Source organism: Anoxybacillus thermarum, assembly GCF_000836725.1.
GTDB classification, from domain to species: Bacteria; Bacillota; Bacilli; order Bacillales; family Anoxybacillaceae; genus Anoxybacillus; species Anoxybacillus thermarum.
The window spans coordinates 1-25853 of sequence record NZ_JXTH01000019.1 but is presented as its reverse complement, the minus strand read 5'-3'; the positions used below and the strand labels follow the sequence as shown (position 1 = coordinate 25853).

Here is a 25853-nt window from a genome sequence, read left to right as displayed (position 1 = left end):
GAACATGAAATTATATACAAAAACAGGAGATAAAGGACAAACGAGTTTAGTTGGAGGGCGAGTCGATAAAAACGATGTACGTGTTGAAGCGTACGGAACGATTGATGAAGCGAATTCTGTCATTGGATGGGCGATGACGTTATTACAGGATGAGAAGTTTCGCGACATTTATGAAGAATTGCAACGCATTCAACATGAACTTTTTGATTGTGGTGGTGATTTGGCCATTGTCGGTAAAAAAATACCATACAAAGTAAAGGCGGAAATGGTGACGTTTTTAGAAGAACGCATCGATGCATATATTCAACAAGCGCCGCCGCTTGAACGGTTTATTTTGCCGGGAGGTTCGCCGCAAGCAGCAGCTTTGCATATGGCACGTACTGTGACGCGAAGAGCAGAACGTTGTGTCGTTGCGCTGATGAAGCAACAACAAACGAACGAAGTCGTCTTACAATATATGAATCGTTTATCAGACTATTTATTTGCGATTGCACGCGTTGTTAACGCTCGTTTACACGTAAAAGACGTGGAATATGAACGAAGCGCGATCGTGTTTCGGGATAAAAACGAAAAAAAGGGTGAATCATAATGAGGCGTTTCACATTGCTCGTTATGTTTATTAGTTTATCGGTCATCGGTTCACTTATAAAAATCCCATTTACAATTGGAAGCATTGCATTAGATAGTGCTCCAGCAGTTGTTGCTGCGTTTTTGCTCGGTCCAACAGCTGCAGCGGTCGTTGCAAGTGTTGGACATATTGTTTCTGCGCTATTTGGCGGATTTCCGCTTGGACCTTTTCATATACTTGTGGCGGTGGAAATGGCAGCTCTTTTATACGTTGTTGGCTTGTTGATGAGAAGAGGATGGTTCATTTCTAGTTATATATGTTTTTTTATCGGTAATGCACTGATTGCACCGTTGCCTTTTGTATGGATCATGAGTCCAGCATTTGTACTTTCCATCATTCCTTCTCTTGCCTTAGCTACCGGGGTCAATTTAGCGATTGCTGTTGTCGTTTCAAAAACGTTGCAACGAGTATGGGGGGAACGGCATGCGTGACGTATTATGTGTGCCGCTTGATGAAGAAAACGAACTCGTTTTGGCAACGGATTGTTCAGGTGGCATTGGCTTAAAACAAGATGACGTTGTAAATGTACCGTACGATGTTGTTGGGTACTACGGCGCGCGAGTAGCATGGATGGAATTGATGAGTATAGGAGCAACACCAAAAGCTTTCGTGTTACAAAATTTTGTAAACGATCATGCATGGCATGCACTTGTCGCAGGCGTTCAACAAACGATGAAAGAATTGCAGTTGTCGCTCCCTATAACAGGAAGTAGCGAATCAAATATGCCGCTCATGCAATCAGCTGTCGGTTTTGTAGCCGTCGGCACGGTGCGCAAAGAAGAAAAGAGGATAAATATTACGCCGACAGATGCATGTTGGGCGGTCATTGGCGAGCCGCTTGTTGGAGAAGCGGTTATACAAAAAAAAGATCGGATTATTCCGCTTTCGTTATTTCGCACGTTGTTGCAGTTAGATGGTGTATATGAAATCATTCCGGTTGGTTCAAAAGGAATATGGCATGAGTGGAAACTTGTGCATGGGGAACGACCACTTCGTTGTTCCCTTCCGCTGCATGCTTCTGCTGGTCCAGCTACGTGTGTGCTTATTAGCTATGATCGGGCGCAACAACATTTCTTGCAATCGCTCGCTGGACCACTTTTTTATGATTTTAGCCGAGAACGGGGCTGTCCAAAAAGTCAGTGTAACTGACTTTTTGGAGCCCCTTTTTTGAAATTTTTTAATTAAAAGGCACAAAAAAATCGCCCTTTTTAGTAAAATGAAGTTACCACACCACATTTTAGAAAGGACGATTTTTATGAGCAATCAAATGATTACTACTGAAGATTATAACACGCAAACTACACTTCCTCTAGATGTAAATGAAGAAAAATCTCCTACGAAACGAAAACTAGCTCCTACATTCAAGCCCTACGATAACCGTCAAGTTCAAGTTATTTTTGATTTAGAAGCACTCATTCCCGACCATCATGTCGCACGTGTAGTGGACGAAATGGTTGAAGCTGTACCAGATGACGTCTTGTTTTCGCATTACAAAGGTGGCGGCAGAAGTTCTTACCATCCGAAAATGATGCTTAAAGTCATTCTGTATGCCTATTCCCAAAAGGTTTATTCGTGCCGTGGCATTGAAAAGCTCATTCAAGAAAACATTCCTGCCATGTGGTTGGCAGCGATGCAACAACCGGACTTTCGCACCATTAATGAGTTCCGAGGAGAACGGATGAAAAGCTTGATGGACGAGTTATTTGAAGCCATGATTATGAAATTGATAAAAGACAATTACATTTCGATGGAGAACTACTTTTTGGATGGTACGAAGATTGAAGCCAATGCCAATAAGTTTACTTTCGTATGGAAAAAATCAACCTCGAAATTTGAAGCGATGTTAAAGAAGAAAATCCAAGAAACACTCCAATACATACAGCAATTAGCACAAGAAGAAACAGGAGCCATTCAAAAGGAAATCGTAGAAGATCCAGAAATGACGGAACAAAAATTAGAGGCCATCGCAGCGAAAATCGAAGAAAAGGTAGAAGGGTTAACGAAAGAGATTGAAACAGAACAAGACCCAGAGACGCGAAAGGAAAAGAGACAAAAACGTAGTCAATGGAAAAAGCCTTTGAAGTTGATTCGGGAAAACTTCTTACCTCGGTTAGCGAAATATAAGGAACAGAACGAAACATTCGGAGATCGGAATAGTTATTCTAAAACGGATAAAGATGCTACCTTTATGCGTATGAAAGAAGACCCGATGAAAAACGGTCAACTCAAGCCCGGTTATAACGTACAAATGGGGACAGAAGGCCAGTTTATTGTGTTTTACAGCATTCATCAGCGTCCTACAGACACGCGTTGTATGATCCCGCATTTGGAGAAACTGGCTTCAACCTCTATCCCAATGCCCAAAACCATTATTGCGGATGCAGGGTATGGAAGTGAAGAAAACTATGTGTACGCACTTGGTGACGAGAAAGAGCCTCGATTTGATTTTCTAATTCCTTATGGAACCTATGTACAAGAACAGACGCGGAAATATCAAAAAGACATCAAACATGCGAAAAACTGGATCTATCTTGAGCATGATGATTGTTTTATCTGCCCGAATGGAAGGAAAGTTCTGTTTAAAAAGTATCAAACGAAAAAGAATTCATCTGGATATGAGCAAAGCTTTAAAATCTACGAATGCGAAGACTGTACCGATTGCCCATTAAAAGCGAAATGTACGAAAGCGAAGGGAAATCGACAAGTTCATTGGAATACCATCTTCGAAGAAATGAAAGCGAAGGCAAAAACAGCCCTTGAATGTGAAGAAAAAGCCGCGATCTATGCTCGACGCAAAGTCGAGGTAGAAAGTGTGTTCGGTCACATCAAGGGCAATCGGTCGTTCCGCAGATTTTCGTTACGTGGGCTCGACAAAGTGCATGTCGAGTTCGGCATAGTGGCATTAGCCCACAACATCCTGAAAGTAGCAGGGATCCGCCAGCTACTTTCAGGTCATAGCCGAAATAATACAAAAGCAAGTGGAGAAAAAAGAGTCGTTTTTCTCCACTTGCTTCATTTTAGGGACTTATCAGACAGCCCCGTTCTCGGCTAGGTTAGTTTATCCAAACGTTTGACATATGTTATTCTATTTACGACAGTATATCCAAAATCAGAAATCAAGGTGAAAGCGATGTTCGTCCATAAAGCATACAAATTCCGTATTTATCCAATAAAAGAACAGGAAAAAGCGACATAGTACGGCAAACAGGTGGTTGTGGTGGCGAAAAACTTTCCATCTAGCCAATTGTGTTCTCATTGTGGATACAAAAACAAAGACGTGAAACATCTTCACCTTCGTGAATGGGAGTGCCCTTCATGTGGCACACATCACGATCGAGATGTGAACGCAAGTATCAATTTGAAAAACGAAGCTATTCGGCTTCTAACCGCAGGAACTGCGGGGCTAGCCTGCTCATTCTCACTTCATTAGAAGTGACAGCGCACGAATCTCGCGGCTTCAGTCATGAGAGGTTCAACCCATTGTAAAGCAATTGTAAAATGTAACCTTCTATCGTTCTAACCGTTCATATTTTTGCATACAACATATATGGTGATCGCAAACGGGAGGGAATAGACGATGGAAGATATGATGAAACGAGTGCTCGTTGTAGTTGGTATGGCCGCGTGCATTCATTTATTGTTTCTTGTTGGATTAAATAACTAGAAAAAGAGAGAGATGTGCTATATAATGTAAAACAATACGAGAGGGGGAGAGAACAATGTTAACAGATTACCATAATCACTTAGAGCGCGGGACGCTAACGCTCGACTATTTGAAGCAATTTACGGACGAAGCCGCGCGAAAAGGTATTGAACATTTCGGTATTTCCGAACATGCGTATCACTTTTATCAAACGAAAAACATTTTATCGAATGCGTGGATTGAAGAGCGCCGCTATTATGATATGGCTGACTACGTTCGTTTATTCCAAGAAGCGTGGGATGCAGGAATTGATGTGAAAATGTCGATTGAAATGGATTACACGCCAGGTAAACATAAAGAAATGGCTGAATTTATTCAAGCTTACGATTTTGATTATGTCATCGGCTCGATTCATTGGGTGGATGACTTTGGCATTGATTTAGCTGAGTTTCGAAAAGAATGGGATCGTCGTGATCTATACGATACATACCGAAAATATTTCGATCAAGTCGTGACGTTAGCTGAATCGAACTTATTTGATATCATCGGTCATTTAGATTTAGTAAAAATTTTTAAATACGTCCCGGAAGATGAGGAATTTTTGCTTGAACAGTACGATCGAGCAACGACAGCACTAGCAAACTCGAAAACGTGCGTAGAAATTAGTACAGCAGGATTGCGTAAACCAGTCGGAGAGCTATACCCTGATCCTCGTCTACTGCAAATGTGCTATGACAAAGGGATTCCAATTGTGTTATCGTCCGATGCGCACGTTCCTCAAGATGTCGGGGCGAATTATGATCGAGCGATCGCTCTTGCAAAAACAGTCGGTTACACTGAAATTATGACGTTTTCTAAAGGACAACGAAAAGCCGTTCCGCTTGGATAAAAAAGGTTCAGCCACGTGGCTGAACCTTTTATACTTCCAATCTTTTTACAAAGTCAATATCGTCAATTTTCTCAAGTATTTCAACGAGTGCCTCATCGAGCGGTTTATCGAGCGAAAGCATCATAATCGCTTTTCCGCCAGCTTCTTGGCGACCGACTTGCATCGTTGCAATGTTTACTTGATGGTCGCCTAAAATGTTTCCGACTTTTCCGATCATTCCCGGTTTGTCATGATGTTGAATGTATAGTAAGTGTCCTTCTGGCGCAAAGTCGATTGCAAAGCCGTTGAAATGAACGATGCGATCGCCATAGTGGGCGATGTGCGTTCCTTTCATCGTAAACGTTTTGTTTTCACCATATACCGTTAATGTAATACTGTTGTTATAGTCATTGCCATTAGCTGAAAACTTTTCGCTAAAGGCGATGCCGCGCTCTTTGGCAATCATTGCCGCATTCACTTCATTGACTGTTGAAGCGACGCGCGGTTTTAAAAATCCAGCGAGCAAGCTACGTGTAATAAATGTCGTTTCTAAGTCAGCGACGGAACCAGAATACGTAATTGCAATTTCTTGTACAGGTTCGCTCATATATTGGGAAGCGACAATGCCCATTTTGCGAGCTAATGTATAAAACGCTTGAATTTTTTCGTATACATCTTTTGATAATGTCGGTAAGTTGATGGACGATGTGACCGGTTTACCTTGTAAAAATTTTAATACTTCTTCGGCGACTTGTGTCGCAACATTCACTTGCGCCTCGATCGTTGATGCCCCAAGATGCGGAGTGACGATGACGTTGTCAAACGAAAGAAGCGGATGATCTCCTGGCGGCTCTTGTTCAAATACATCGAGGGCGACGCCTGCCACGTGTCCGTTTTCTAAAAACGAAATAAGCGCTTGTTCATCGATAATTCCACCGCGCGCGCAGTTAATTAAATAGACACCTTTTTTCGTTTTTGCTAAGTTTTTTGGGCCGAGAAGACCTTTCGTTTCTTTGGTGAGCGGTGTATGTACCGTAATGATATCCGCTTGCGCAAGCAATTCATCAAGCGTGCAAACATCGACCCCAATTTTTTCTGCTCGTGCTTTCGTCAAAAATGGGTCGTACACATGGACGTGCATACCGAACGCGCGCGCTCGTTTCGCTACTTCCGAACCGATGCGCCCAAAGCCAATGATCCCTAAATGTTTTCCGAATAGCTCGACACCGACGAAAGCGGAACGATTCCATTCACGTGATTTGACTGAAATGTGCGCTTGTGGAATACGGCGCACTAATGAAGCCATCATCGCAAATGTATGTTCCGCTGTAGAAATCGTATTGCCATTTGGGGCGTTAATGACGACGACACCGTATCGTGTCGCTGCGTCAACGTCGATGTTGTCGACACCGACTCCAGCACGTCCAACAATTTTTAAATTTGGCATGTTTTGAAGGAGTTGTTCTGTGACTTTCGTTGCGCTGCGAACAAGCAACGCATCAAACTTGTCAAGCTCATCTTCTACTTCTGTGACTTTCTTTTGTACGACTTCAATCGTTGGATCAGCAAGAAGTGGGGCAAGACCTTCTTCGCTCATCGCATCAGATACTAAAATGCGAACCACAAATATCCGCTCCTTTCAAATCATAAGTTTTTAAATTTCTGATAATTTAACATAACCGTATACATGTGTCAATAACTTTCGGAAAGGTCATACAAATGAAAGCGTTTTTATATATGAATGTTCGGAAAAAAGACAAAAAGCTGGCGAAAAGCCAGCTTCAAACGTGACATTATTTATTTTGTTCATTGTAGCGAGCGATGCATTCGTCAATAAGTTTCGCAGCCGCTTCCGGACCTTCCCACGTGCCAATTTCTGTTTTCTTTCCTTCTAAGTCTTTGTAACGCTCAAAGAAATGAGCGATTTCTTTTAACTTATGTTGTGGAAGATCTTCAAGGCTGCGTACATCAGCAAAGCGAGGGTCATCAACAGGAACGCCGATTAATTTTGCATCTTCTTCACCGCCGTCTACCATGTTTAAGTAGCCGAGCACACGCGTTTCGATGACGCAACCAGGGAATGTTGGATTTGTGACGATCACTAAAATATCAAGTGGATCGCCGTCTAACGCAAGTGTATTTTCCAAATAACCGTATTCAGCAGGATAAAACATCGGTGAATATAAGACGCGATCGAGCTTAAACACACCACGCTCTTTGTCATATTCGTATTTGTTTTGGCTACCTGTTGGAATTTCAATAAACGCTTCAACAACTTTGTTTTCAAACGCCATGCCAAATTCCTCCTTTTCATTATGTATACTTTTTTATTATAGTCGATTGGACAAGTGGTGACAATGATTGAAAAGAAGAAAAGGGCAAGCTTCATGTGAAGTTTGCCCTTCGATGCTCTTATTCAAATTTGTTTGGATCGCCATCAAATGGCTCGTCCGCGACTTTGATCGAGTCTGTTGGACAGCCTTCAAACGCATCCATCATATCGTCGATTAATACGTCTGGCACTTCCACAATGCCTTGGTTGTCGTCTAATGTAACGTACGCAATGCCTTCATCATCGTAGTCGTAAATATCTGGTGCAGCTGCTCCGCACGCACCACAGGCAATACATGTTTCTTTGTCAACAATTGTGTACTTTGGCATACAATGACCCTCCTTAATTATATGGAACCAATCGCTTCATATGAAACGTTGGAAACGTATTCCTCACACTTTTATAATAAATGTGTTCCGACAACTTTTCAATAAAAAACTCCAATGAAAATGCTTATCAGTGCATAGTTTCCCCTCACATCCTTTCGCTTAATCTGGTAAAATGAAAGGGAAAATGGAGTGAATGTTGCATGTTACAACACATCGTTTTGTTTTGTATTGATCGTTTTCGTGGCGAGCGGTCACTCGCTGCGATTGACCATTTGCTGAACGGAAAAAAAACGGCGCAAACGCTACAAGATAGTAGGTGGTACAACGTTAGTCGGCTATTTGGGACGGTGCCGATTGATCGTTCTCGTTTGCTCCATATTGCACGCAAATTAGAAGCTAACGGATGGATTAACAAAGTGGACGAGCATATATATCGCATAACCTCAAGCGGAAAAGAGGAACTTCGTCGTTTTGTCTTTCCTCCTTACGTGGATGGATGGAAATATATGAATGAATCTTCTTTATTTTGGAAAAGACTTTCTTTGCTTATCCAAACGGTCACAAACATCATTCATCGCACACCATTTGAGCCTATTCATCGCGATGAGCGCATTCAATCATTTGTGAAGCGGTGGTTGTTTCAACATAAACATATGCAGAAGATCGCTCGGTCGTTATATGAAGAAATGTATGAGCTACTCGGCCGTGTGGAAGAAAGGGACGCAAACATTTTTGTTTGGCGGTTGACGACTCATGATCGCATCGGATGGACGAACGAACAAATTGCTTATGCGATAAAAGAAGAAGATGTAACTGTATCGCTATCGTTTCAAAATGTGTTGCATTTTATACTTGAGGTGTCAGAAAAAGAAAAGGAAAAATTTCCGCTTCTCTTCTCGTTACGTGAACAAATGCGCACACAATTAACAAGCTCAGCCCAAAAAACTTGGGAAATGTTAAAAGAAGGATATTCACTTGAACAAATTGCCGAGTTGCGTCGATTGAAAAAAGGGACGATTGAAGATCATGTTGTAGAAATTGCGACATATGTGCCGTCATTTGTGACGATGCCTTTTTTAGATGAGAATAAACGTAAGCGCATTATACAACAGGCACGACAATTAAAAACGAAAAAATTGCGGGCAATTAAAGAAGCATTGCCAGATGTTTCTTATTTTGAAATTCGGCTCGCGTTAGCAAGGTGGGATAAGGAAGATGATTAACATATTAAGGGAGCGATTTGGCTACGATTCGTTTCGCATCGGACAGAAAGAAATTATTGAAGATGTGCTTCATGGACGAAATTGTGTCGCTATGCTTCCGACCGGTGGGGGAAAGTCGCTTTGTTATCAGCTTCCTGGCTACATATTGGACGGTAGTGTGCTAATTATTTCACCGCTCGTCTCTCTCATGGAAGACCAAGTACAACAGCTTAAAAATCGCGGTGAAAAACGTGTTGTCGCATTGAATCGTTTTCTTTCCTATCGCGAAAAAAAAGACGTGCTACATGAATTAGCATCGTATCGCTTTATTTATGCTTCACCTGAAATTTTACAATCTCCCTTGCTCATTGAAGCGCTAAAGCGTATAAATATTTCTTTGTTTGTTGTAGATGAAGCGCATTGCATTTCACAATGGGGACACGATTTTCGTCCTGACTTTTTAAAGCTCGGTCTTCTTCGTGAAACGCTCGGCAACCCGCCTTGTTTAGCGCTAACAGCAACGGCAACTCGTCAAGTAATTGATGATATTGTAGCAACGCTTAAACTTGATCGAGTGAAACAGCATATGTACCCACTTGATCGAACAAACATTTGCTTATATGTTCAATACGTTCATACGCTAGAAGGGAAAATGGAAGCGTTAAAACAACTTATCGCTATATTGCCTAAGCCAGGCATCGTTTATGTATCGAGTCGGCAATGGGCAGAGACGTTAGCAAACATGTTACATGGAGATCATCGTGTTGGTTACTATCATGGAGGCATGGATGGCGAACAGCGACTTCTTATTCAACAACAGTTTATTTATGATCAGTTAGACGTCATTTGTTGTACGAATGCGTTTGGAATGGGTGTTGATAAACGGAACGTTCGCTTCGTCATTCATTTTCATTTGCCAACGCAACCGGAAGCATATTGGCAAGAAATTGGACGCGCTGGGCGAGATGGAAACGAAAGTATAGCGGTATTATTGTATGCCCCAGGAGACGAGCAACTCGGGCAAGCGATGATCGATGCGGAATTTCCGACAAAAGAGCAAATCGTTTATGCGCTGAACGCTTTACGCCATGGACAGAAAGAGACGGGATTAACAGATGTGCAACAACGGCTTCTTTTATATTGGTTAGAACAAATGAATGCTCAAGGAGATGTGAATATATTAGCAAAACAACTGTATTCCCATGTCGAGCAAAGAAAAAAAGAAAAAATGAACAAATGGATATTTATGCAACGATGGGTACACGAACAAACTTGTCGCCGACGTACGATGCTTTCATATTTTGAACAACAACCACTTCCGAATGAACGTTGTTGTGACCGATGTGGTGCCCATATATACGTAAATGCTCCTGTGAAACATATTCGGCAAATACAGTTGCGCCCGTGGCGCGAAGAGCTTCGTGCGATGTTTTCGATAAAGGTGGAGGACAAATGATAAAAAAACAAATCGAGATCGCCAATGAAATAAGTGAACAGGAAATGGTATATCACTTGTATTTCACACAAGCGCTCATTTTTCTTATTGCGCTCGTATTGGGCATATATTTATTTACACCTGCAACATTTTTTGCGATATGGCAATGGGATGTGCGGGAAATATTATTATACGGTGGCGGTTGTGCAGCGCTCGTTCTTTTTGTCGATTTTTTACTCATTCGTTATGCACCTGAACAATGGTATGATGATGGTGGGATTAATGAAAAGCTATTTCGTTCTCGCTCGGTTCCGCACATTTTTATCATGACTGCAATCATTGCATTTTGTGAAGAATGGTTATTTCGCGGTGTCATTCAGACGCACGTTGGCTTACTTTTTGCGAGCGTCATTTTCGGTTTATTGCATATTCGTTATTGGAGAAGATGGCTTCTTCTTGTTGCTGTCGTCAGTTTAAGCTTTTGGATTGGATTCATATATGAATGGACAGGAAATTTATGGGTGACAATTTTCGCCCACTTTCTCATTGATTTTATTTTAGCATTACACATCCGGTATCGGACAAAAGAGGTGAATAACGATGCGTGAAGATCAAGCAGAAAATTTGCGTAAAAAAATGGGGATGATCAGTAAGCAACAAGAAAGCAACGAACTTCATTTGCCGCCACGAAGTCAAGTGCATAAAAAGAAAAAAGCGAAATGGAAAATAAAACACCCGCTCGTTCGTATTCTTGCGCTCTTTTTCGTCTTATTGCCTATTTCGATTTATAGCATATACCATTTAGTCGACAAACGTCCGATCCAAGTTGTGACGATTGATGACGAGAGTTATGAAACGATAGACGTCGATCAACAAAAAGAGGAGATGCCACAACAAAAACCGCTCGAAAATGAAGCAAAGCAAGAGGAAGATGTATCCGATGAAACAGAGCCGGCTTTTATTTATCATACAGTACAAGAAAATGAAACGTTATATAGCATTGCGATGAAATATTACGGAAATGAAAAAGGAATGGACCTTATCAAAGAATGGAACCGTTTAACGAGCACGAAGCTTCAAAAAGGACAAGTATTAAAAATCCCAAATATGAACGAAAAATAAGGTATACACCTCTGCCGATGGACATACAATCGTAGTAAAACACGATCGGTAGGGGTGGCTATGATTTTCCCAATGGAATTAGATGAAGTGACAAAAGTCATTTTAAAGCGCATAATCGCCCACAAAAAAGAATGGGACGATATGAAAAAAAGAATGAAGTGGTCATTCAGTTTATTTTTATTTTCTCTCGCTTTATTTGGAATGTATATATATCAAACTGTCTTCGTTTTACATCGTACGTCTGTGGAGCGAGTCGTGATGGCGCTTATTGACGAACGTATTTTTTGGTTTGTTGCATTTATTTCGACATTTGGCTGGCTCGTTTCTTTTTATAAAAAGAAAAGTGAAAAAGCGGAGCAAGATTTTCATGCACTCCGCTGCGAGCTGATTCAAAAAAGTAGCGAGTTACTTCAAAAAGAAACATGGGAAAAACGACATATTCTTTATGAATGGATGAAAGATAAATATGATATTTCGCTTTACCATGAAAATAAGTGACCACATGCTCTCTCGTTTCATATAGTGAGAAAAGGAGGGAGTCATATGTGGCTTTTTTTGATCACTGGTTTGACTTGTGGTTATTTTATGATTGCTTGGACGCCAACAGTGGAACCATTTGAACTTGAATTGCTTTTGACCGATATGATTTTTGATCCGATGAAAACATTTTTTGCGCTTGTTAGTTTTTTGATTGGTTTCATCGCCAATGCTGTTTTAATTCGCACAGCCATTTGGCATACGGTACGGGCGTGGCGGAAGGAGACGATGAATCGAAAAGAATGCTTTCTTTCGTATAGTGTTTTGCTAACGTTTATAATATTAGCAGCCATTGATGTGAAAAAAACGGTGATTTTTTTTCTCTTTTCTTTCGTATATGGTATGATGTCAATGAGTGTATACAGAGAGAGGGAAAATTGAAATGATGTATGTTGTCATAGCGTTCGTTAGCTTCATCATATACATGTGGATTGAAGCGCATCGCAATCGGGTCATTGTTCAGTCATTATCGTTTTCGACATTTCCAGAAAGCTTTTCCCGCTTTCGTATTTTCTTTATTTCAGATATTCATCGGCGGCGTTTATCCGAAACGTTCATTCGTTCGTTGAAGGGAAAAGTTGATCTTGTTGTCATCGGCGGAGATTTAATAGAAAAAGGAGTGCCGTTCTCACGTGTCAAACAAAACGTCGAATTGTTAAAGCAGCTCGGCCCTGTCTATTTTGTTTGGGGAAATAATGACTATGAAGTAGATTACCATGAATTAGATGCCCTATTGCTTGAAAGTGGTGTGAAAATATTAGATAATACGGCGGCCATATTTGAAAGTGAACAAGGTGATCGCATCGCTTTACTTGGTGTTGACGATATGAATAAAAGGCGAGATCGGCTCGATTTGTCGTTAAGTGATGCAGGTGACGCAACATTTCGCATTGTTGTTAGCCACGATCCGCGCATCATTCAAAAAATAGCGCCAGAACATAACATTTCTCTCGTTTTAAGTGGGCATACGCACGGTGGGCAAATTCGTTTCGGTCCATTTGGCTTATATGAAAAAGGGCGTTTACAAAATGTGAATGGGACGATGTTACTTGTTAGCAACGGATATGGGACAACGACGCTTCCGCTTCGTTTAGGTGCGCGTGCGGAGACACATCTGATCGAGTTAGAACATAAAAAAGGTTAAGCAAAACTTATACAAATTTTACACACCTCCCTCTTGTTCGCTATAATATTGACAGAATGATGCGAAAGATGGAGGATTTTATATGTCAACGCAAGAAGGGAAGTATAATGTCAAAGCGGTATCAAATATGTTAGGCATTCAGCCTGGGACGTTGCGAGCATGGGAGCGTCGCTATCAAATCATCGCTCCGCCGCGCAATGAAGCTGGGCATCGGCTATATACGGAGGAACAAGTCCAAATATTAAAATGGCTTGTTGATAAAGTAAATCAAGGTTTTACGATTAGTCAAGCCGTATCTCTTTTAGAACAACAACCTTCTGACGTGCGCGTGCAAGCAGAAGATCATATGACTGGGCTTCGTGAACGTTTGTTGCAAGCACTTTTATCATTTGAAGAGTGGACAGCGCATGAATTGCTAAATGAGGCGTTCAGTCTATATACGGTTGAAAAAGTGGCAATTGATATATTAGGTCCGCTTCTTGTACGGATCGGGGACTTATGGGAAAACGGAAAAATCACGAGCGCTCATGAACATTTCGCCTCTGCTTTTTTACGTTCACGACTTGGAATGGCTTTTTCTATGCTACCTGTTAATCGTTTGTTACCAAAAACAATTTCAGTTTGCGGGCCAAATGAATGGCATGAACTTGGGCTGCTTATTTTTACCTTATACTTACGCAGAAGAGGATACGAAACGATTTATTTAGGGGCAAGTATTGACCAAAAGGACTTACCTATTGTCATTGATGAAGTGAAGCCATCTTATATATTTTTATCGTGCACGTTACAACAAAACGCACAGGCGACACTACAACTTGTCGATCAATTGAAACAAACGTATCCCGCCATTCGTATTGGAGTAGGTGGACGGGCGTTTGATGAAGTGGATGAGCAAATGAAAAAAAAGTACGGTGCTCATTTTCTCGGACAATCAAAAGAACAATGGGACGAATGGCTAAAATCGAATGAAAAATACTTGTCTAAAAGGGAGAAAACGATGTAAACTCATTAGTAATATGACGAACGTTTTTATGCGTTCGTCATATGCTAACAGTAAAGTCTGTGTAGGTAAGGAGGGGTGTTTATGCGGCTTGAACGCTTAAACTACAATAAAATTAAAATATTCCTCACATTTGACGATTTAGTCGAGCGCGGTTTAACGAAAGAAGATTTATGGAAAGATACGTTCAAAGTGCATGAGCTATTTCGTGATATGATTGAGGAAGCAAGTGAAGAGCTCGGCTTTGAAATTAACGGGTCGGTCGCTGTGGAAGTGTACTCTTTACCGGCACAGGGGATGGTTGTCATCGTAACGAGCGAAGGTGAGATGACAGATGAAGAAGATGAGTTTAGCGATGATTATATTGAGATGCAAGTCACGCTAGATGAAAGCGATGATATATTTTTCGAATTTCAAACGTTTGAAGATGTCATTCAATTAGCGACACGTCTCTATTCGCTCGGTTGCCATGGTGGCTCGCTTTACAGTTATGAAGGACGCTTTTATTTACATTTTGCTGAATCTGTCATTCAAACAGATAACTTTGTGGCCATTTTGGCTGAATATGGTAGTCCGTCCACATTAACAATTTATCGTGTCGAAGAGTACGGGAAAAAATTGATCGCAACTGAAGCGATCGCCCAGCTATATCAATACTTTGTGAAAAAATAACCTTCGCTCACACGCGAAGGTTATTTTTAAAATGGATAAGGTGGTTCGCTTTCTTTTGACCATGCGCGGATGAAGTATTCGCGATTTTGAAACTTATGAAACGAATCATGATGAACGGTTGGAAATACACGTTCGACGGATAAATGTTGCGTACGGTGCGCGAGCAACGCTTGACGCACTTTTTTTGCCTCTTCATCTGTAAACGTGAAGACGATATCAATGTTTTCAATCGGGTCACCGTAGCGATCCGGACGACCGACGACAGTCACATAATATAGCTGTTCTACGATATGATCCATTGCTTTGACCGCCTGATACGTTGCCCGTTGAATAGCTTGATGGTCTCGATGACCGGAAATGCCGTGTGGTGGAAACGTAACGACAACGGACGGCTTATATTGTTCAATGATATGGCAAATCGAATCAACAAGCTGTTCTTCATATTCAGGAAGCTTCCCATCTGGATATGTACCAGTAATGACATGATCGACCCCTAAAATGGCGGTCGCCTGTTCCAACTCTTTTTTACGTACGTAAGGTAGTTCTTCTTTTTTACAAACCGGTGGATTCCCACATTTTCCTGCATCGCCAAGCGTCGCGCTATATACAATGGTTTCTACATCTTCACGTTTCGCTAATGAAGCAAGCAACCCTCCAACAGTAAACGTTTCGTCATCCGGATGTGCAAAGCAAAATAAAATTCGTTTTTTCATTTTTTCGCCCCTTTCTATCGTACGTCCATTATATCGTGTTCGTATGATGATGTGAATGATCGATTTTTTGAAAACGATTACAAAAAAACGATAAAAACTTCTTTGCATATACGCATAGAAGGTGTATACTATGACATGAAGGGCGGACAATATTTTACAAAAGGTCATGGGAGGTTTACAAATGGTAGCCGAAAAGCATACCAACGAAGAAAAACATGATGTCCTACGAGCGACGCAAATCGTCATACATAGAGCGCTTGAAAAGCTCGGATATCCTGAAGAAGTATACGAGCTGTTAAAAGAGCCGTTGCGCATGTTAACGGTGAAAATTCCGGTGCGCATGGACGATGGCTCGGTGAAAGTATTTACTGGCTACCGTGCACAGCATAACGATGCGGTCGGTCCAACTAAAGGGGGTATTCGCTTTCACCCGAACGTAACAGAACGCGAAGTGAAAGCACTTTCCATTTGGATGAGTTTAAAATGTGGCATTGTCGATTTGCCGTACGGTGGTGGAAAAGGCGGAATCGTATGTGATCCTCGCACAATGTCATTCCGTGAGCTAGAGAGATTAAGTCGTGGTTACGTTCGCGCCATTAGCCAAATCGTTGGTCCAACAAAAGATATTCCTGCACCCGATGTGTTTACAAACTCACAAATTATGGCGTGGATGATGGATGAGTATAGCCGTATTGATGAATTTAACTCGCCCGGGTTCATTACCGGAAAACCGCTTGTATTAGGTGGTTCACACGGTCGTGAAACGGCCACGGCCAAAGGGGTTACGATTTGTATTCGTGAAGCAGCGAGAAAGCGCGGCATTGACTTAAAAGGCGCGCGTGTTGTTGTGCAAGGATTCGGTAACGCTGGGAGCTATTTAGCGAAATTTATGCACGATGCGGGAGCGAAAGTGATCGGCATTTCTGATGCATACGGCGGTTTATATGATCCAAACGGTCTTGACATTGATTACTTATTAGATCGTCGCGACAGCTTTGGTACGGTGACGAAACTATTTAAAAATACAATTACAAATAAAGAGCTTCTTGAGTTAGATTGTGACATTTTAGTTCCAGCAGCGATTGAAAATCAAATTACAGAAGAGAATGCGCACAATATTAAAGCGAAAATTGTCGTTGAAGCTGCAAACGGTCCGACAACACTAGAAGCGACAGAAATTTTAACAGAACGCGGAATTTTAATCGTTCCTGACGTCCTAGCAAGCGCTGGTGGAGTTACTGTTTCTTACTTTGAATGGGTGCAAAACAACCAAGGATATTATTGGACGGAAGAAGAAGTGGAAGAAAAGCTTGAAAAAGTGATGGTAAAAGCGTTCAATAACGTATATGAAACGTCGCAAACACGTCGCGTCGATATGCGTTTAGCTGCATATATGGTCGGGGTGCGGAAAATGGCGGAAGCTTGCCGTTTCCGTGGCTGGATTTAATGTTTGCACGAATGCGAAAAATCTCCTATCATTGTATGATAGGAGATTTTTCATTGAGGTGAGTGTCAAGTGAAAAAAGAACAAATCATTATTGTTGGTGGAGGGCCGTGTGGATTAGCTGCTGCGATCGCATTACAAAACGCGCACTTTTCACCGCTTGTCATTGAAAAAGGAAATATCGTGAATTCCATATACCATTATCCGACACATCAAACTTTTTTTAGCTCGAGTGACCGGTTAGAAATTGGTGGTGTGCCGTTTATTACAGAAAATCGAAAGCCGAAACGAAATCAAGCTCTTGCTTATTATCGTGAAGTGGTGACGCGGAAAAACATTCGCGTTCATGCGTTTGAAAAAGTAGAGCGTGTCACGAAGCAAGCGGATGGAACGTTCATCGTTGAAACGAGCAAAGATACGTACGAAGCAACGTACGTCGTTATTGCGACAGGATATTACGACAACCCAAACTATATGAACGTGCCTGGGGAGCATTTGCCGAAAGTGACGCATTACTTTAAAGAAGCACATCCTTATTACAATACAGATTGCGTCGTCATTGGTGGAAAAAACTCAAGCGTCGATGCAGCATTAGAACTCGTGAAAGCAGGGGCGCGCGTCACCGTATTATATCGCGGCTCACAATATTCTTCGAGCATTAAACCGTGGATTTTGCCTGAATTTGACTCGCTTGTACGCCAAGGGGTCATTCAAATGGAATTTAACGCCCATGTGCAAGAAATTACGGAAGACGCGGTTATTTATCGCGTTGGCGATGAAGTGAAGTCAATCAAAAACGATTTCGTTTTTGCAATGACAGGATATCACCCTGACCATGATTTTTTAAAGAAAATAGGCGTTCATATCGATGCTGAAACAGGGCGGCCGATGTATCATCCAGAAACGATGGAAACAAATGTGGAAGGTATTTTTATTGCCGGTGTCATTGCCGCTGGAAATAACGCGAATGAAATTTTTATTGAAAACGGTCGCTTTCATGGCGATTTCATTGCTACATGCATCGCAAAAAGAGAGGGAAAAGTGTCCGAATAACTTTCGGACGCTTTTTTTATTGTTTCTTTTTGTTAACTGTCGTAAAATATAAGTTAACAAAAAGGAGGGAGAGGATGAGAGGATTTTTTATTACAGGTACAGATACAGATGTAGGGAAAACATTTGTCACCACTTGCATGTTGCGCACGCTAATTGACAAACGTATACGTGCAACGGCTTATAAACCTGTTCAAAGCGGAGCGCAATGGAAAGAGGGAAAATGGATTGCACCTGATGTGGACATGTATCGAAAAGTCATTGATATTACCGACGAAGAAGGATGTACATATATATTAAAAACTCCTTGTTCCCCGCATTTAGCTGCTCAAATCGATGGGGTAACTATAGAGCCGGAACGGATTGTGGCGCATATGCAAAAGCTGCAACAAACGTATGATTTCGTGCTTGTCGAAGGGGCGGGGGGAATTGCTGTTCCGATCGTTGACGAATCGTTTCTCGTTGCTCATTTAGCCCGATCGTTGTCGCTTCCGCTTATTATCGTTGCGCGAGCGAGCGTGGGAACGATCAACCATACGGTGTTAACGGTACAATATGCGAAAACGTTTGGTCTGCAAATTGCCGGCATTGTGATGAACGGATTCTCTACACCGAAAAATGAAATTGAACAAGACAACATACGGATGATTGAAACGATGACGGGTGTTCCGGTGATCGGTGAAATTCCGCATATGACAAGCGTTTCTGATAGTGACATTGTATGGAGAGAGGAATGGTGGCGATGAACGATTGGATAGAAAAAAGCAAAACATATTTATGGTTGCCGTTTACGCAAATGAAAGATTATGAACAACATCCGCTCGTCATTGAAAGCGGGGAAGGGATTTTTTTAACAGATGTGAACGGAAAAACGTATTATGATGGATATTCATCACTTTGGCTAAACGTTCACGGGCATCGCAAAAAAGAAATTGATGATGCGATTCGCGCCCAACTTGAGCGAATTGCACATTCGACGCTTTTAGGCGCAGCAAATATTCCTGCGATTGCATTGGCGGAAAAATTAATTGAATGGACGCCAAGTCATTTGACGCGCGTGTTTTATTCAGACAGCGGAGCGGAAGCTGTAGAAATTGCGCTCAAAATCGCCTTTCAATATTGGCGAAACATCGGGGAACATAAAAAACAAAAATTTGTCACATTGACAAATGGGTATCACGGAGATACAGTCGGCGCCATTAGCGTCGGGGCGATTGATCTTTTTCATACCGTATATGAACCGCTTATGTTTACAAGTTATAAAGCACCGTTTCCGCTCGTCTATCGTCATCCGAGCAACGATCCAAACGTTGTGCGTGATGAAGCGTTGCACGCATTAGAAACGTTACTCGCCGAACGTCATGAAGAAATTGCTGCGATTATTGTCGAAGGGATGATTCAAGGAGCGGGCGGCATGCATATTATGCCAGCGGGGTATTTAAAAGGAGTCGAACAATTATGCCGCCGTTATCACATCTTATTCATTGTCGATGAAGTGGCCACTGGATTTGGACGAACGGGAAAGCGATTTGCCATTGAACATGAAGATGTGAAACCGGATATGATGACAGTTGCAAAAGGAATTACGGGCGGTTATTTGCCAATTGCTGCTACGTTAACGACCGAAACGATTTATGAGGCGTTTTATGGCGATTACACGGAGTTTAAAACGTTTTTTCATGGCCATTCTTATACAGGAAATCAGCTTGGCTGTGCAGCCGCTTTAGCCAATATACAAATTTTTGAGCGCGAGCGACTCATTGAACAAATAGAGCAAAAAGCCGCATTTGTCGCCGAACAGCTCGCATCTTTTACTGAGCTGAATCATGTTGGTGATGTGCGACAGCTTGGGCTCATGTGCGGCATCGAGCTTGTGCGCGATCGACATACACATGAACCGTATCCGTGGACGGAACGGATGGGATATAAAGCAACGTTAAAAATGAGAGAAAAAGGGATGTTAACACGTCCGCTTGGCGATGTCATTGTCTTTATGCCGCCGCTAGCGAGTACGTTTGAGCAGTTAGAGGCGATGATTGCGATCATGAAAGAGGCGATTATTGAAACGACAGAAAAAAGGGGCTAATTGTTAGCCCCTTATATTTCACCATATATAGGCTCAGGATTTTGAAGTTTTTCCACTTTCTCTTCCATTCCATTTTGCGCATTAATAAAAATGCGATACGTGTCATCCCCGAGTGTTCCTAAAAACTCATAGCAAAGCACTTCTTGATTCATATTGTTCATAATGATCGCTTTTCTTTCTTCCATAATGGTGACATTGGGGTTCATTTTTTTTCGTGCTTGTTCAATAGAAATAGATGGTTTTGGAATTTTCCGTTCGCGTTTCGCCGATAAGTAATCGCGAGCAGAAAAGCCGATAATGTTTCCATCGTCTAATGCAATCTTCATTTTAATGGATTCAGGGTAAATACGAACGCCATCTTTTGCTGTGACGAATGTGAGAACAGCGACGTGATCATATTGTGTGCTTTCGTACAATTCGAAGTTGTTGAATTTATGTTGTTTTAAAAACTGAAGCCCGCGCATCGTTGCTTCATTTAAACTAATGTTTTGTTTATTGACGGGGCGGTTTTCAATGACCCAAATCGGATATCCTCCTTTTTCGGTAATATCCATATACGTTTCGCTTTTTGTTTTCGGATGTTTAATCGTTACACTATAAAAAGCATCGCTTGCTCCTTCTCCGCTATGCACGACTTGTATGTCCTCATTTCCTTTTAAACCGAGAAACATTTTTGCAATTTGCTTTGCTTCTTCTTTTGTAATCTTTTTCCCAGAAATATGTTCAAACCCTTTCGTCCTCTTTTCGATACTTGTAAACGATGGACCGAAGTCGGTTTCGTTATAAGATTGAACGTTTTTCTCTACCGTTTTAAATCCATCAATAATGGTGTTGTCATTTGGGCGATTGTTTGTCGCGAGCGCCAACTCGACATCCATCCAACGCAAGTTATTTTCTAATACGAGATGCTGTACATTTCTCAACTCTTGTTGAATGTCAGCAGATTTTTTATATAGTTGTTGTAATGTTTTATATTCTTCAGCGTTCAATGGCTGTTTATCTAAATCGCGAATAGCTGCACGGTAGCTAAATGAGCCAATATTAGACAAAAACTCTTCTGTTTTATTGAACGGTAAAAGTGAGAGTGGAAGTTGTCCGACTGTGGCGTGTGCTTCTGACGCAAGACGCCAAACTTCCGCAAGTGCTGGTGACAGCGATTGGCGAGAATTCATCGCGAGCGTCGTTCCAATTTGATCATGAAGTAAGTCAATTTGATATGTTAAATCATGAAATGCGCGTTGATAATTGTTTTCCGCATGAATTAAAATCGCATTTTTTTGTTGGTGCTCCCGGTATCCCCAATAGGCTGTGCCAGCAATGCCGATTGATAGTGCTCCAATAAGTAAAATTCGTAGCAAAAAACTCCCCTCCTATTTACAAAAAATATGTTTTCCAATTCGTTTAATTTGCGGACGGCTCCAAATCCACCCGTTTGTTGCTGTATGTGGATTAAAATAATATAGGGCTCCACTTGATGGATCCCATCCGTTTAGCGCATCAAGTACGGCTTTGCGAGACGTTTCGTTTGGGGTGAGCCAAATTTGTCCGTCTGCGACAGCTGTAAACGCTCCTGGCTCAAAAATAACGCCTGCGACGGTGTTTGGAAACGAAGGGCTATTGATGCGATTTAAAATGACTGCGGCAACAGCCACTTGTCCGATATACGGTTCACCGCGTGCTTCACCGTGTACAGCGTTTGCCATAAGCTGTATATCATTTTGTGAGAATCCGTTTGGTACGTTTACTGCAGCGGATTTCACGCGTTTTACAGCCATTTGTTTCGAGTTAGCACGGGTATTTATTGCTTTTGCAGCGGTTGCTTGTTTTTTTGTTTTACGTGCTTTCACTTGTTTGCTTAACGGAACACCCCCATAATGAGTAAACGTATTTCCTTTTCGTAAATTGTTATAAACAAATGATTTGTAATATTTTGAAGCGCGTACGAGTTTTTGTTTCGTTGTTTCTCCTGCTAGCCCATCGACAGGCAACTTAAATTTGTATTGAAACTTTCTTAGCGCCCAATACGTTCGCCAACCGAACACTCCATCAATTTTCCCTCTGTAAAAGCCGAGATATTGCAATCGTGCTTGTAGTTCAATCACATCATCGCCGACAGCTCCGCGTTGGATGACTTGTTTGGAAAACGCGTGCACCTGCGATGTATAACTAAACGAAAAAATCAAAAATAAACAAATGAACCATTTGCGCATTGTGACTCCTCCCTTGATGTGTAAACAATACCTTTTGACGCTATTTTTTGTCACAATAACGTTTTTATACATAAGAAAAGCGAAAGGGATTGCATAAATAAAAAAAGCCAAGCGTTACGCCTGACTCGATGATTGTGTGGTCTCGATCGTCATCCCTCTCGCAAGTTTGACTTTTCGCAAAGCGAGCCACCATAAAAAAATCATAAAGGGAAGCATGTAATATATCCAACGTTCTTGCGTTAATAAAATATAGTCGTATATGCCGTGAAATAAAAACGGAAGGAGAAAAGATAACCATATATAGTTTTTTTCTTTTTTAGGTAAACCGAATTTTGCCCTTCCTAAGTAAAAGCCCATAATGACACCAAACAACGCATGGCTTGATACAGGTAAAAGGGCGCGAGTAACCGCAAACTCAACGCCATTTGCAAATAAATATAAAATATTTTCAAGCGTAGCAAATCCGAGCGATACACTTACCCCGTAAACGATGCCGTCATATGGTTCGTTAAATTCCCGATGGTCATAAATCGCATAGTAAAAAACAAACCATTTGAAAAACTCTTCTAACAAACTCGTTGATAAAAACGCTTCAACAAAGGCGTTTGGGAGCATGTGCTCGACTTTTAATACGTGTTGAATAAACATGAGTGGAAACACTAAAAACGTGCCGTATAAAAACATGCGTAAAACGAGTGATAACGGTTCCGTTTCGTATTCATCTTTTAAATAAAAATAACTGAGCAGCGCTAATCCGGGAGCAATCCCTGCAGAAATAATAGCCCACATCATTTTTTCCTCGTTCCCAATTCTTTTCTTTTCATTTTGATGGTATCATGTTATTGTCAAATTGAAAATGCTATGAGGTGTATTTTTCAATAAAGAAAGAACTGTTTTTAGCGAGGGGGATTTACACGTTGATTAAAATTGGGGTGCCGTTAACGCTCGAACCGAAATATAGCGAAAAAATGGAAAAATACAAATGTAAAGTAGCAGAAATGGAAGATGGGAAAATTTATGTTGATTATCCGATTGATATGAGCACGAATCGCAATGCGTTTTTGCTCGACGGGATGCAATTAAAAGTAAGTTTTGTCGGGGAAGATGAAGCTGTTTATGCGTTTGAAGCAGAAGTGTTAGGCCGAACAAAGCGCAATATTCCGCTTCTTATTTTGTCATATCCCGGAGATCAGCATCTTATTCGTGTTCAACGTCGTCAGTTTGTACGTGTCGATGCCATTGTAGACGTTGCTGTTCATCCGCTCAATGAAGAATTTGCCCCGTTTACGACCGTTACAAGTGATATAAGTGCGGGTGGTGCAGCGATTGTATTGCCAAACGATGAAACAGGGTTAAAACATGGGATGACCATTGAAATTTGGCTCGTGCTCCATATGCGTTCAGGAGATTATCACTATTTACGTTTTCTTGCGCGCGTTGTTCGTATTTTTGAAGAAAATGTTTTAAAAGCCTCTTTAGAATTTTTGGAAGTGAACGATGTAGATCGTCTGGCATTGATTCGTTACAGCTTTGAAAAACAGCTTGAAATGAGGAAAAAAGAACAGTTGGACGCATAAATATAACCGTTTTCTCCCATAATAAAAATAAAAAAGAGAGGGAGAAACGAATGAAAACGGTTGAACGAATGTTATGGAAGCTAGCGATCATTCAATTTATTTTTTTATTCATCGCCCAACTTGTCGTTTCCCATTCGTCCATTGCCCCTTATATTGTGAAAGTCATTCATTACGAAGGGATAATGAAAAATTCCGCTACGAAAACGATTGAAACATTCGACCAACGATAAACGGTATGGTACAATATAAGAAGCAGGAGTGTTCCTGCTTTTTTGTTGAAAACAAAATGATGTATGGGAGGCATTATGGAAAAGAAAATTTCGATCGCGATTGATGGACCGGCAGCGGCTGGAAAAAGCACGGTTGCGAAACGATTAGCTGAAGCATTATCTTACGTTTATATTGATACAGGAGCGATGTATCGCGCCTTGACATATTGTGCTTTACGGCACGGAGTAGATGTTCATGATGAAAAACAATTAATGAACGTCCTTCATGATACATATATTGAATTAAAGCCGTCTCCAATTGGACAGCTTGTGTTTGCCAACGGTGAAGATGTAACGGAGGCCATTCGAAAAAACGATGTGACAAACAACGTATCGTACGTCGCTAAACATCCGGCAGTGCGAGAGGAAATGGTGAAACGCCAACGTGAGCTAGGGCAGCATGGCGGTGTTGTGATGGACGGTCGTGATATTGGTACGCACGTGTTGCCACACGCTGAAGTAAAAATTTTTTTGCTCGCCTCTGTTGAAGAGCGAGCAAAACGTCGCCATGAAGAAAATATGGCTCGGGGCATTCCTTCTAATTTAGAACAACTCAAAGAGGAAATTGCTCAGCGTGATCGAATTGACTCTGAACGTAGCGTCGCTCCATTAAAAAAAGCAGAAGACGCCATTGAAATTGATACAACATCGCTATCCATTGATGAAGTGGTTGATCGCATTATGCGCATTGTCCAAGAAAGGGTGAAGGGGTAGTGAGTTTTTACACGTTTGCCCGCGCGCTTGTGAAACAAGTGCTTACTCCACTTTACCGTATTGAAGTTAGTGGAGTGGAACATATTCCGAAAGAAGGCGCTGTCATCATTTGCGCCAATCATATTAGCAACTTAGATCCGCCAGTTGTCGGTATTACATGCCCGCGCCCGGTTCATTTTATGGCAAAAGAAGAACTGTTTCGCACACCTATCGTCAAACAACTCGTCTCTCGCTTACATGCGTTCCCTGTTCGTCGTGGAATGGGTGATCGTGAAGCGTTGCGAACAGGATTAGCTTTATTAAAAGAGAAACATGTACTCGGGTTATTTCCTGAAGGAACGCGAAGTAAGGATGGAAAGTTGAAAAAAGGGCTAGCCGGAGCAGGATTTTTCGCATTGCGTAGCGATGCGGTTGTCGTGCCTTGTGCTATCGTTGGTCCTTATCGCATCGGAAAGAAGTTAAAAGTTATATACGGTGCCCCGATTGACTTTACACCATGGCGAGAAAGAAAGGCGAGTGCCGATGAAGTGACCGCAGTCATTATGGAACATATTCAAAAACTTTTACATGCGCATCAATAGGTGTGAGTAAAATATTTGTGGGTGACATTCAGGAATGATTCCCCGACGAGGGTTGCGAACTTTTGTTCGCGACGCTCGTCGGGGCCACCAAGCGAAGCGCGGTAGAAAAAAGCAAATGTCATGCAAAAAGGACTCTCTCCCTGCTATGATGGTGATGACCAACATCAATAAAACAGGAGGGAGAGAGTCCATGAAACATTTTACCACAGAATGGCCTTTATTAAAAGAGCTGGAGGAACAATTAGTCAGAACTCTTCAAAAGGTGTTCGCTGTCTTGTTGGCGGCCCTTTTGGAGGA

Annotated in this window: 30 protein-coding genes and 1 pseudogene; 24 read left to right on the top strand and 7 right to left on the bottom strand. The window is 41.6% G+C overall.

The window, feature by feature from the left end:
• Positions 1-4: 4 nt before the first annotated feature.
• The 7 genes and pseudogenes from LH47_RS06410 to LH47_RS06390 all read left to right on the top strand — a co-directional run bounded on the left by LH47_RS06410 (position 5) and on the right by LH47_RS06390 (position 5160).
• Positions 5-589 (top strand): cob(I)yrinic acid a,c-diamide adenosyltransferase, encoded by a 585-nt coding sequence (locus LH47_RS06410; protein WP_043965765.1) that lies wholly within the window; start codon positions 5-7, stop codon positions 587-589.
• Complete coding sequence (locus LH47_RS06405; protein ID WP_043965763.1) at positions 589-1059, top strand: ECF transporter S component; 471 nt, start codon at positions 589-591, stop codon at positions 1057-1059. The genes LH47_RS06410 and LH47_RS06405 overlap by 1 nt, the downstream gene beginning before the upstream one ends.
• Positions 1052-1777, top strand: coding sequence for a hypothetical protein (locus LH47_RS06400; protein WP_043965761.1), 726 nt, complete (start codon positions 1052-1054; stop codon positions 1775-1777). Before LH47_RS06405 ends, LH47_RS06400 begins: the two co-directional genes overlap by 8 nt.
• 106 nt (positions 1778-1883) lie before the next feature.
• Positions 1884-3680 (top strand): IS1182 family transposase, encoded by a 1797-nt coding sequence (locus LH47_RS06395; RefSeq protein ID WP_052585015.1) that lies wholly within the window; start codon positions 1884-1886, stop codon positions 3678-3680.
• A 78-nt stretch (positions 3681-3758) separates the two neighbouring features.
• The gene (locus LH47_RS17215) at positions 3759-3824 is read left to right on the top strand and encodes a helix-turn-helix domain-containing protein (protein WP_407637151.1); all 66 of its coding nucleotides are present in this window, start codon (positions 3759-3761) and stop codon (positions 3822-3824) included.
• Positions 3825-4058, top strand: a pseudogene (locus LH47_RS15125) (zinc ribbon domain-containing protein); the annotation flags it as partial.
• 289 nt (positions 4059-4347) lie between these two features.
• A complete protein-coding gene (locus LH47_RS06390) occupies positions 4348-5160 on the top strand; it encodes a histidinol-phosphatase (RefSeq protein WP_043965759.1) in 813 nt (270 codons plus the stop codon).
• Between the two features lie 28 nt (positions 5161-5188).
• Here LH47_RS06390 and serA read toward each other — a convergent pair whose 3' ends face one another.
• The 3 genes from serA to LH47_RS06375 all read right to left on the bottom strand — a co-directional run bounded on the left by serA (position 5189) and on the right by LH47_RS06375 (position 7800).
• A complete protein-coding gene (gene serA / locus LH47_RS06385; RefSeq protein ID WP_043965757.1) occupies positions 5189-6763 on the bottom strand; it encodes a phosphoglycerate dehydrogenase in 1575 nt (524 codons plus the stop codon).
• Between the two features lie 169 nt (positions 6764-6932).
• A complete protein-coding gene (locus tag LH47_RS06380; protein ID WP_019418534.1) occupies positions 6933-7433 on the bottom strand; it encodes an inorganic diphosphatase in 501 nt (166 codons plus the stop codon).
• A 118-nt stretch (positions 7434-7551) separates the two neighbouring features.
• A complete protein-coding gene (locus LH47_RS06375) occupies positions 7552-7800 on the bottom strand; it encodes a ferredoxin (RefSeq protein WP_003394452.1) in 249 nt (82 codons plus the stop codon).
• A 200-nt stretch (positions 7801-8000) separates the two neighbouring features.
• Between LH47_RS06375 and LH47_RS06370 the strand changes: the two genes are divergently transcribed.
• The 9 genes from LH47_RS06370 (at position 8001) to LH47_RS06330 (ending at position 14912) form a co-directional block, all read left to right on the top strand.
• A complete protein-coding gene (locus LH47_RS06370) occupies positions 8001-9023 on the top strand; it encodes a helix-turn-helix domain-containing protein (RefSeq protein ID WP_043965753.1) in 1023 nt (340 codons plus the stop codon).
• A complete protein-coding gene (locus LH47_RS06365; RefSeq protein ID WP_084221270.1) occupies positions 9016-10458 on the top strand; it encodes a RecQ family ATP-dependent DNA helicase in 1443 nt (480 codons plus the stop codon). The genes LH47_RS06370 and LH47_RS06365 overlap by 8 nt, the downstream gene beginning before the upstream one ends.
• A complete protein-coding gene (locus LH47_RS06360; RefSeq protein ID WP_043965749.1) occupies positions 10455-11045 on the top strand; it encodes a CPBP family intramembrane glutamic endopeptidase in 591 nt (196 codons plus the stop codon). Before LH47_RS06365 ends, LH47_RS06360 begins: the two co-directional genes overlap by 4 nt.
• Positions 11038-11559: a LysM peptidoglycan-binding domain-containing protein gene (locus LH47_RS06355; protein WP_043965747.1), complete on the top strand. Its 522-nt coding sequence runs from the start codon at positions 11038-11040 to the stop codon at positions 11557-11559. The genes LH47_RS06360 and LH47_RS06355 overlap by 8 nt, the downstream gene beginning before the upstream one ends.
• A 60-nt stretch (positions 11560-11619) precedes the next feature.
• The gene (locus tag LH47_RS06350) at positions 11620-12057 is read left to right on the top strand and encodes a YpbF family protein (RefSeq protein ID WP_043965745.1); all 438 of its coding nucleotides are present in this window, start codon (positions 11620-11622) and stop codon (positions 12055-12057) included.
• A gap of 45 nt (positions 12058-12102) precedes the next feature.
• Positions 12103-12477: a hypothetical protein gene (locus tag LH47_RS06345; RefSeq protein ID WP_043965743.1), complete on the top strand. Its 375-nt coding sequence runs from the start codon at positions 12103-12105 to the stop codon at positions 12475-12477.
• Position 12478: 1 nt separating this feature from the next.
• On the top strand, positions 12479-13240 hold the full coding sequence (locus LH47_RS06340; protein ID WP_043965741.1) for a metallophosphoesterase: 762 nt from the start codon (positions 12479-12481) through the stop codon (positions 13238-13240).
• Between the two features lie 82 nt (positions 13241-13322).
• Positions 13323-14243 (top strand): MerR family transcriptional regulator, encoded by a 921-nt coding sequence (locus LH47_RS06335; protein ID WP_043965739.1) that lies wholly within the window; start codon positions 13323-13325, stop codon positions 14241-14243.
• 81 nt (positions 14244-14324) lie between these two features.
• The gene (locus tag LH47_RS06330) at positions 14325-14912 is read left to right on the top strand and encodes a genetic competence negative regulator (protein ID WP_043965737.1); all 588 of its coding nucleotides are present in this window, start codon (positions 14325-14327) and stop codon (positions 14910-14912) included.
• Positions 14913-14938: 26 nt separating this feature from the next.
• On the opposite strand, the gene LH47_RS06325 is transcribed toward LH47_RS06330, so the two are convergent.
• Entirely contained in the window at positions 14939-15625 is a 687-nt protein-coding gene (locus LH47_RS06325; protein WP_043965735.1) for a PIG-L deacetylase family protein, read from the bottom strand.
• 181 nt (positions 15626-15806) lie between these two features.
• Here LH47_RS06325 and LH47_RS06320 point away from each other — a divergent pair, with 181 nt between their 5' ends.
• The 4 genes from LH47_RS06320 to bioA all read left to right on the top strand — a co-directional run bounded on the left by LH47_RS06320 (position 15807) and on the right by bioA (position 20205).
• Positions 15807-17072 carry a Glu/Leu/Phe/Val family dehydrogenase gene (locus LH47_RS06320; protein ID WP_043965733.1) on the top strand — a complete coding sequence of 422 codons (1266 nt, stop codon included), beginning with the start codon at positions 15807-15809 and terminating at the stop codon, positions 17070-17072.
• A gap of 69 nt (positions 17073-17141) precedes the next feature.
• Positions 17142-18122 carry a YpdA family putative bacillithiol disulfide reductase gene (locus LH47_RS06315; RefSeq protein ID WP_043965732.1) on the top strand — a complete coding sequence of 327 codons (981 nt, stop codon included), beginning with the start codon at positions 17142-17144 and terminating at the stop codon, positions 18120-18122.
• A 74-nt stretch (positions 18123-18196) separates the two neighbouring features.
• Positions 18197-18865 carry a dethiobiotin synthase gene (bioD, locus tag LH47_RS06310; RefSeq protein ID WP_043965730.1) on the top strand — a complete coding sequence of 223 codons (669 nt, stop codon included), beginning with the start codon at positions 18197-18199 and terminating at the stop codon, positions 18863-18865.
• The gene (bioA, locus tag LH47_RS06305; RefSeq protein ID WP_043965728.1) at positions 18841-20205 is read left to right on the top strand and encodes an adenosylmethionine--8-amino-7-oxononanoate transaminase; all 1365 of its coding nucleotides are present in this window, start codon (positions 18841-18843) and stop codon (positions 20203-20205) included. Before bioD ends, bioA begins: the two co-directional genes overlap by 25 nt.
• A gap of 11 nt (positions 20206-20216) precedes the next feature.
• Here bioA and ypeB read toward each other — a convergent pair whose 3' ends face one another.
• From ypeB to prsW, 3 genes are all read right to left on the bottom strand, one after another.
• The gene (gene ypeB / locus LH47_RS06300; protein WP_043965726.1) at positions 20217-21563 is read right to left on the bottom strand and encodes a germination protein YpeB; all 1347 of its coding nucleotides are present in this window, start codon (positions 21561-21563) and stop codon (positions 20217-20219) included.
• A 12-nt stretch (positions 21564-21575) separates the two neighbouring features.
• Positions 21576-22415: a spore cortex-lytic enzyme gene (gene sleB / locus LH47_RS06295; protein WP_043965725.1), complete on the bottom strand. Its 840-nt coding sequence runs from the start codon at positions 22413-22415 to the stop codon at positions 21576-21578.
• A 114-nt stretch (positions 22416-22529) separates the two neighbouring features.
• Positions 22530-23204, bottom strand: coding sequence for a glutamic-type intramembrane protease PrsW (gene prsW / locus LH47_RS06290; protein ID WP_043965724.1), 675 nt, complete (start codon positions 23202-23204; stop codon positions 22530-22532).
• A gap of 128 nt (positions 23205-23332) precedes the next feature.
• On the opposite strand from prsW, the gene LH47_RS06285 reads away from it, so the two are divergent.
• The 4 genes from LH47_RS06285 (at position 23333) to LH47_RS06270 (ending at position 25556) form a co-directional block, all read left to right on the top strand.
• Complete coding sequence (locus LH47_RS06285) at positions 23333-23992, top strand: flagellar brake protein (protein ID WP_043965721.1); 660 nt, start codon at positions 23333-23335, stop codon at positions 23990-23992.
• Positions 23993-24042: 50 nt separating this feature from the next.
• The gene (locus LH47_RS06280) at positions 24043-24222 is read left to right on the top strand and encodes a YpfB family protein (RefSeq protein WP_043965719.1); all 180 of its coding nucleotides are present in this window, start codon (positions 24043-24045) and stop codon (positions 24220-24222) included.
• 75 nt (positions 24223-24297) lie between these two features.
• Positions 24298-24975, top strand: a complete 678-nt coding sequence (cmk, locus tag LH47_RS06275) for a (d)CMP kinase (RefSeq protein ID WP_043965717.1) — start codon at positions 24298-24300, stop codon at positions 24973-24975.
• On the top strand, positions 24975-25556 hold the full coding sequence (locus tag LH47_RS06270) for a lysophospholipid acyltransferase family protein (protein WP_043965714.1): 582 nt from the start codon (positions 24975-24977) through the stop codon (positions 25554-25556). Before cmk ends, LH47_RS06270 begins: the two co-directional genes overlap by 1 nt.
• The last annotated feature ends 297 nt before the right edge of the window (positions 25557-25853 follow it).

Coding starts and splice junctions, on each gene's coding strand:
- LH47_RS06410 (WP_043965765.1), top strand. CDS start 5: ATGAAATTATATACAAAAACAGGAGATAAAGGACAAACGAGTTTAGTT.
- LH47_RS06405 (WP_043965763.1), top strand. CDS start 589: ATGAGGCGTTTCACATTGCTCGTTATGTTTATTAGTTTATCGGTCATC.
- LH47_RS06400 (WP_043965761.1), top strand. CDS start 1,052: ATGCGTGACGTATTATGTGTGCCGCTTGATGAAGAAAACGAACTCGTT.
- LH47_RS06395 (WP_052585015.1), top strand. CDS start 1,884: ATGAGCAATCAAATGATTACTACTGAAGATTATAACACGCAAACTACA.
- LH47_RS06390 (WP_043965759.1), top strand. CDS start 4,348: ATGTTAACAGATTACCATAATCACTTAGAGCGCGGGACGCTAACGCTC.
- LH47_RS06380 (WP_019418534.1), bottom strand. CDS start 7,433: ATGGCGTTTGAAAACAAAGTTGTTGAAGCGTTTATTGAAATTCCAACA.
- LH47_RS06375 (WP_003394452.1), bottom strand. CDS start 7,800: ATGCCAAAGTACACAATTGTTGACAAAGAAACATGTATTGCCTGTGGT.
- LH47_RS06370 (WP_043965753.1), top strand. CDS start 8,001: ATGTTACAACACATCGTTTTGTTTTGTATTGATCGTTTTCGTGGCGAG.
- LH47_RS06365 (WP_084221270.1), top strand. CDS start 9,016: ATGATTAACATATTAAGGGAGCGATTTGGCTACGATTCGTTTCGCATC.
- LH47_RS06360 (WP_043965749.1), top strand. CDS start 10,455: ATGATAAAAAAACAAATCGAGATCGCCAATGAAATAAGTGAACAGGAA.
- LH47_RS06355 (WP_043965747.1), top strand. CDS start 11,038: ATGCGTGAAGATCAAGCAGAAAATTTGCGTAAAAAAATGGGGATGATC.
- LH47_RS06350 (WP_043965745.1), top strand. CDS start 11,620: ATGATTTTCCCAATGGAATTAGATGAAGTGACAAAAGTCATTTTAAAG.
- LH47_RS06345 (WP_043965743.1), top strand. CDS start 12,103: ATGTGGCTTTTTTTGATCACTGGTTTGACTTGTGGTTATTTTATGATT.
- LH47_RS06340 (WP_043965741.1), top strand. CDS start 12,479: ATGATGTATGTTGTCATAGCGTTCGTTAGCTTCATCATATACATGTGG.
- LH47_RS06335 (WP_043965739.1), top strand. CDS start 13,323: ATGTCAACGCAAGAAGGGAAGTATAATGTCAAAGCGGTATCAAATATG.
- LH47_RS06330 (WP_043965737.1), top strand. CDS start 14,325: ATGCGGCTTGAACGCTTAAACTACAATAAAATTAAAATATTCCTCACA.
- LH47_RS06325 (WP_043965735.1), bottom strand. CDS start 15,625: ATGAAAAAACGAATTTTATTTTGCTTTGCACATCCGGATGACGAAACG.
- LH47_RS06320 (WP_043965733.1), top strand. CDS start 15,807: ATGGTAGCCGAAAAGCATACCAACGAAGAAAAACATGATGTCCTACGA.
- bioD (WP_043965730.1), top strand. CDS start 18,197: ATGAGAGGATTTTTTATTACAGGTACAGATACAGATGTAGGGAAAACA.
- bioA (WP_043965728.1), top strand. CDS start 18,841: ATGGAGAGAGGAATGGTGGCGATGAACGATTGGATAGAAAAAAGCAAA.
- sleB (WP_043965725.1), bottom strand. CDS start 22,415: ATGCGCAAATGGTTCATTTGTTTATTTTTGATTTTTTCGTTTAGTTAT.
- prsW (WP_043965724.1), bottom strand. CDS start 23,204: ATGTGGGCTATTATTTCTGCAGGGATTGCTCCCGGATTAGCGCTGCTC.
- LH47_RS06280 (WP_043965719.1), top strand. CDS start 24,043: ATGAAAACGGTTGAACGAATGTTATGGAAGCTAGCGATCATTCAATTT.
- cmk (WP_043965717.1), top strand. CDS start 24,298: ATGGAAAAGAAAATTTCGATCGCGATTGATGGACCGGCAGCGGCTGGA.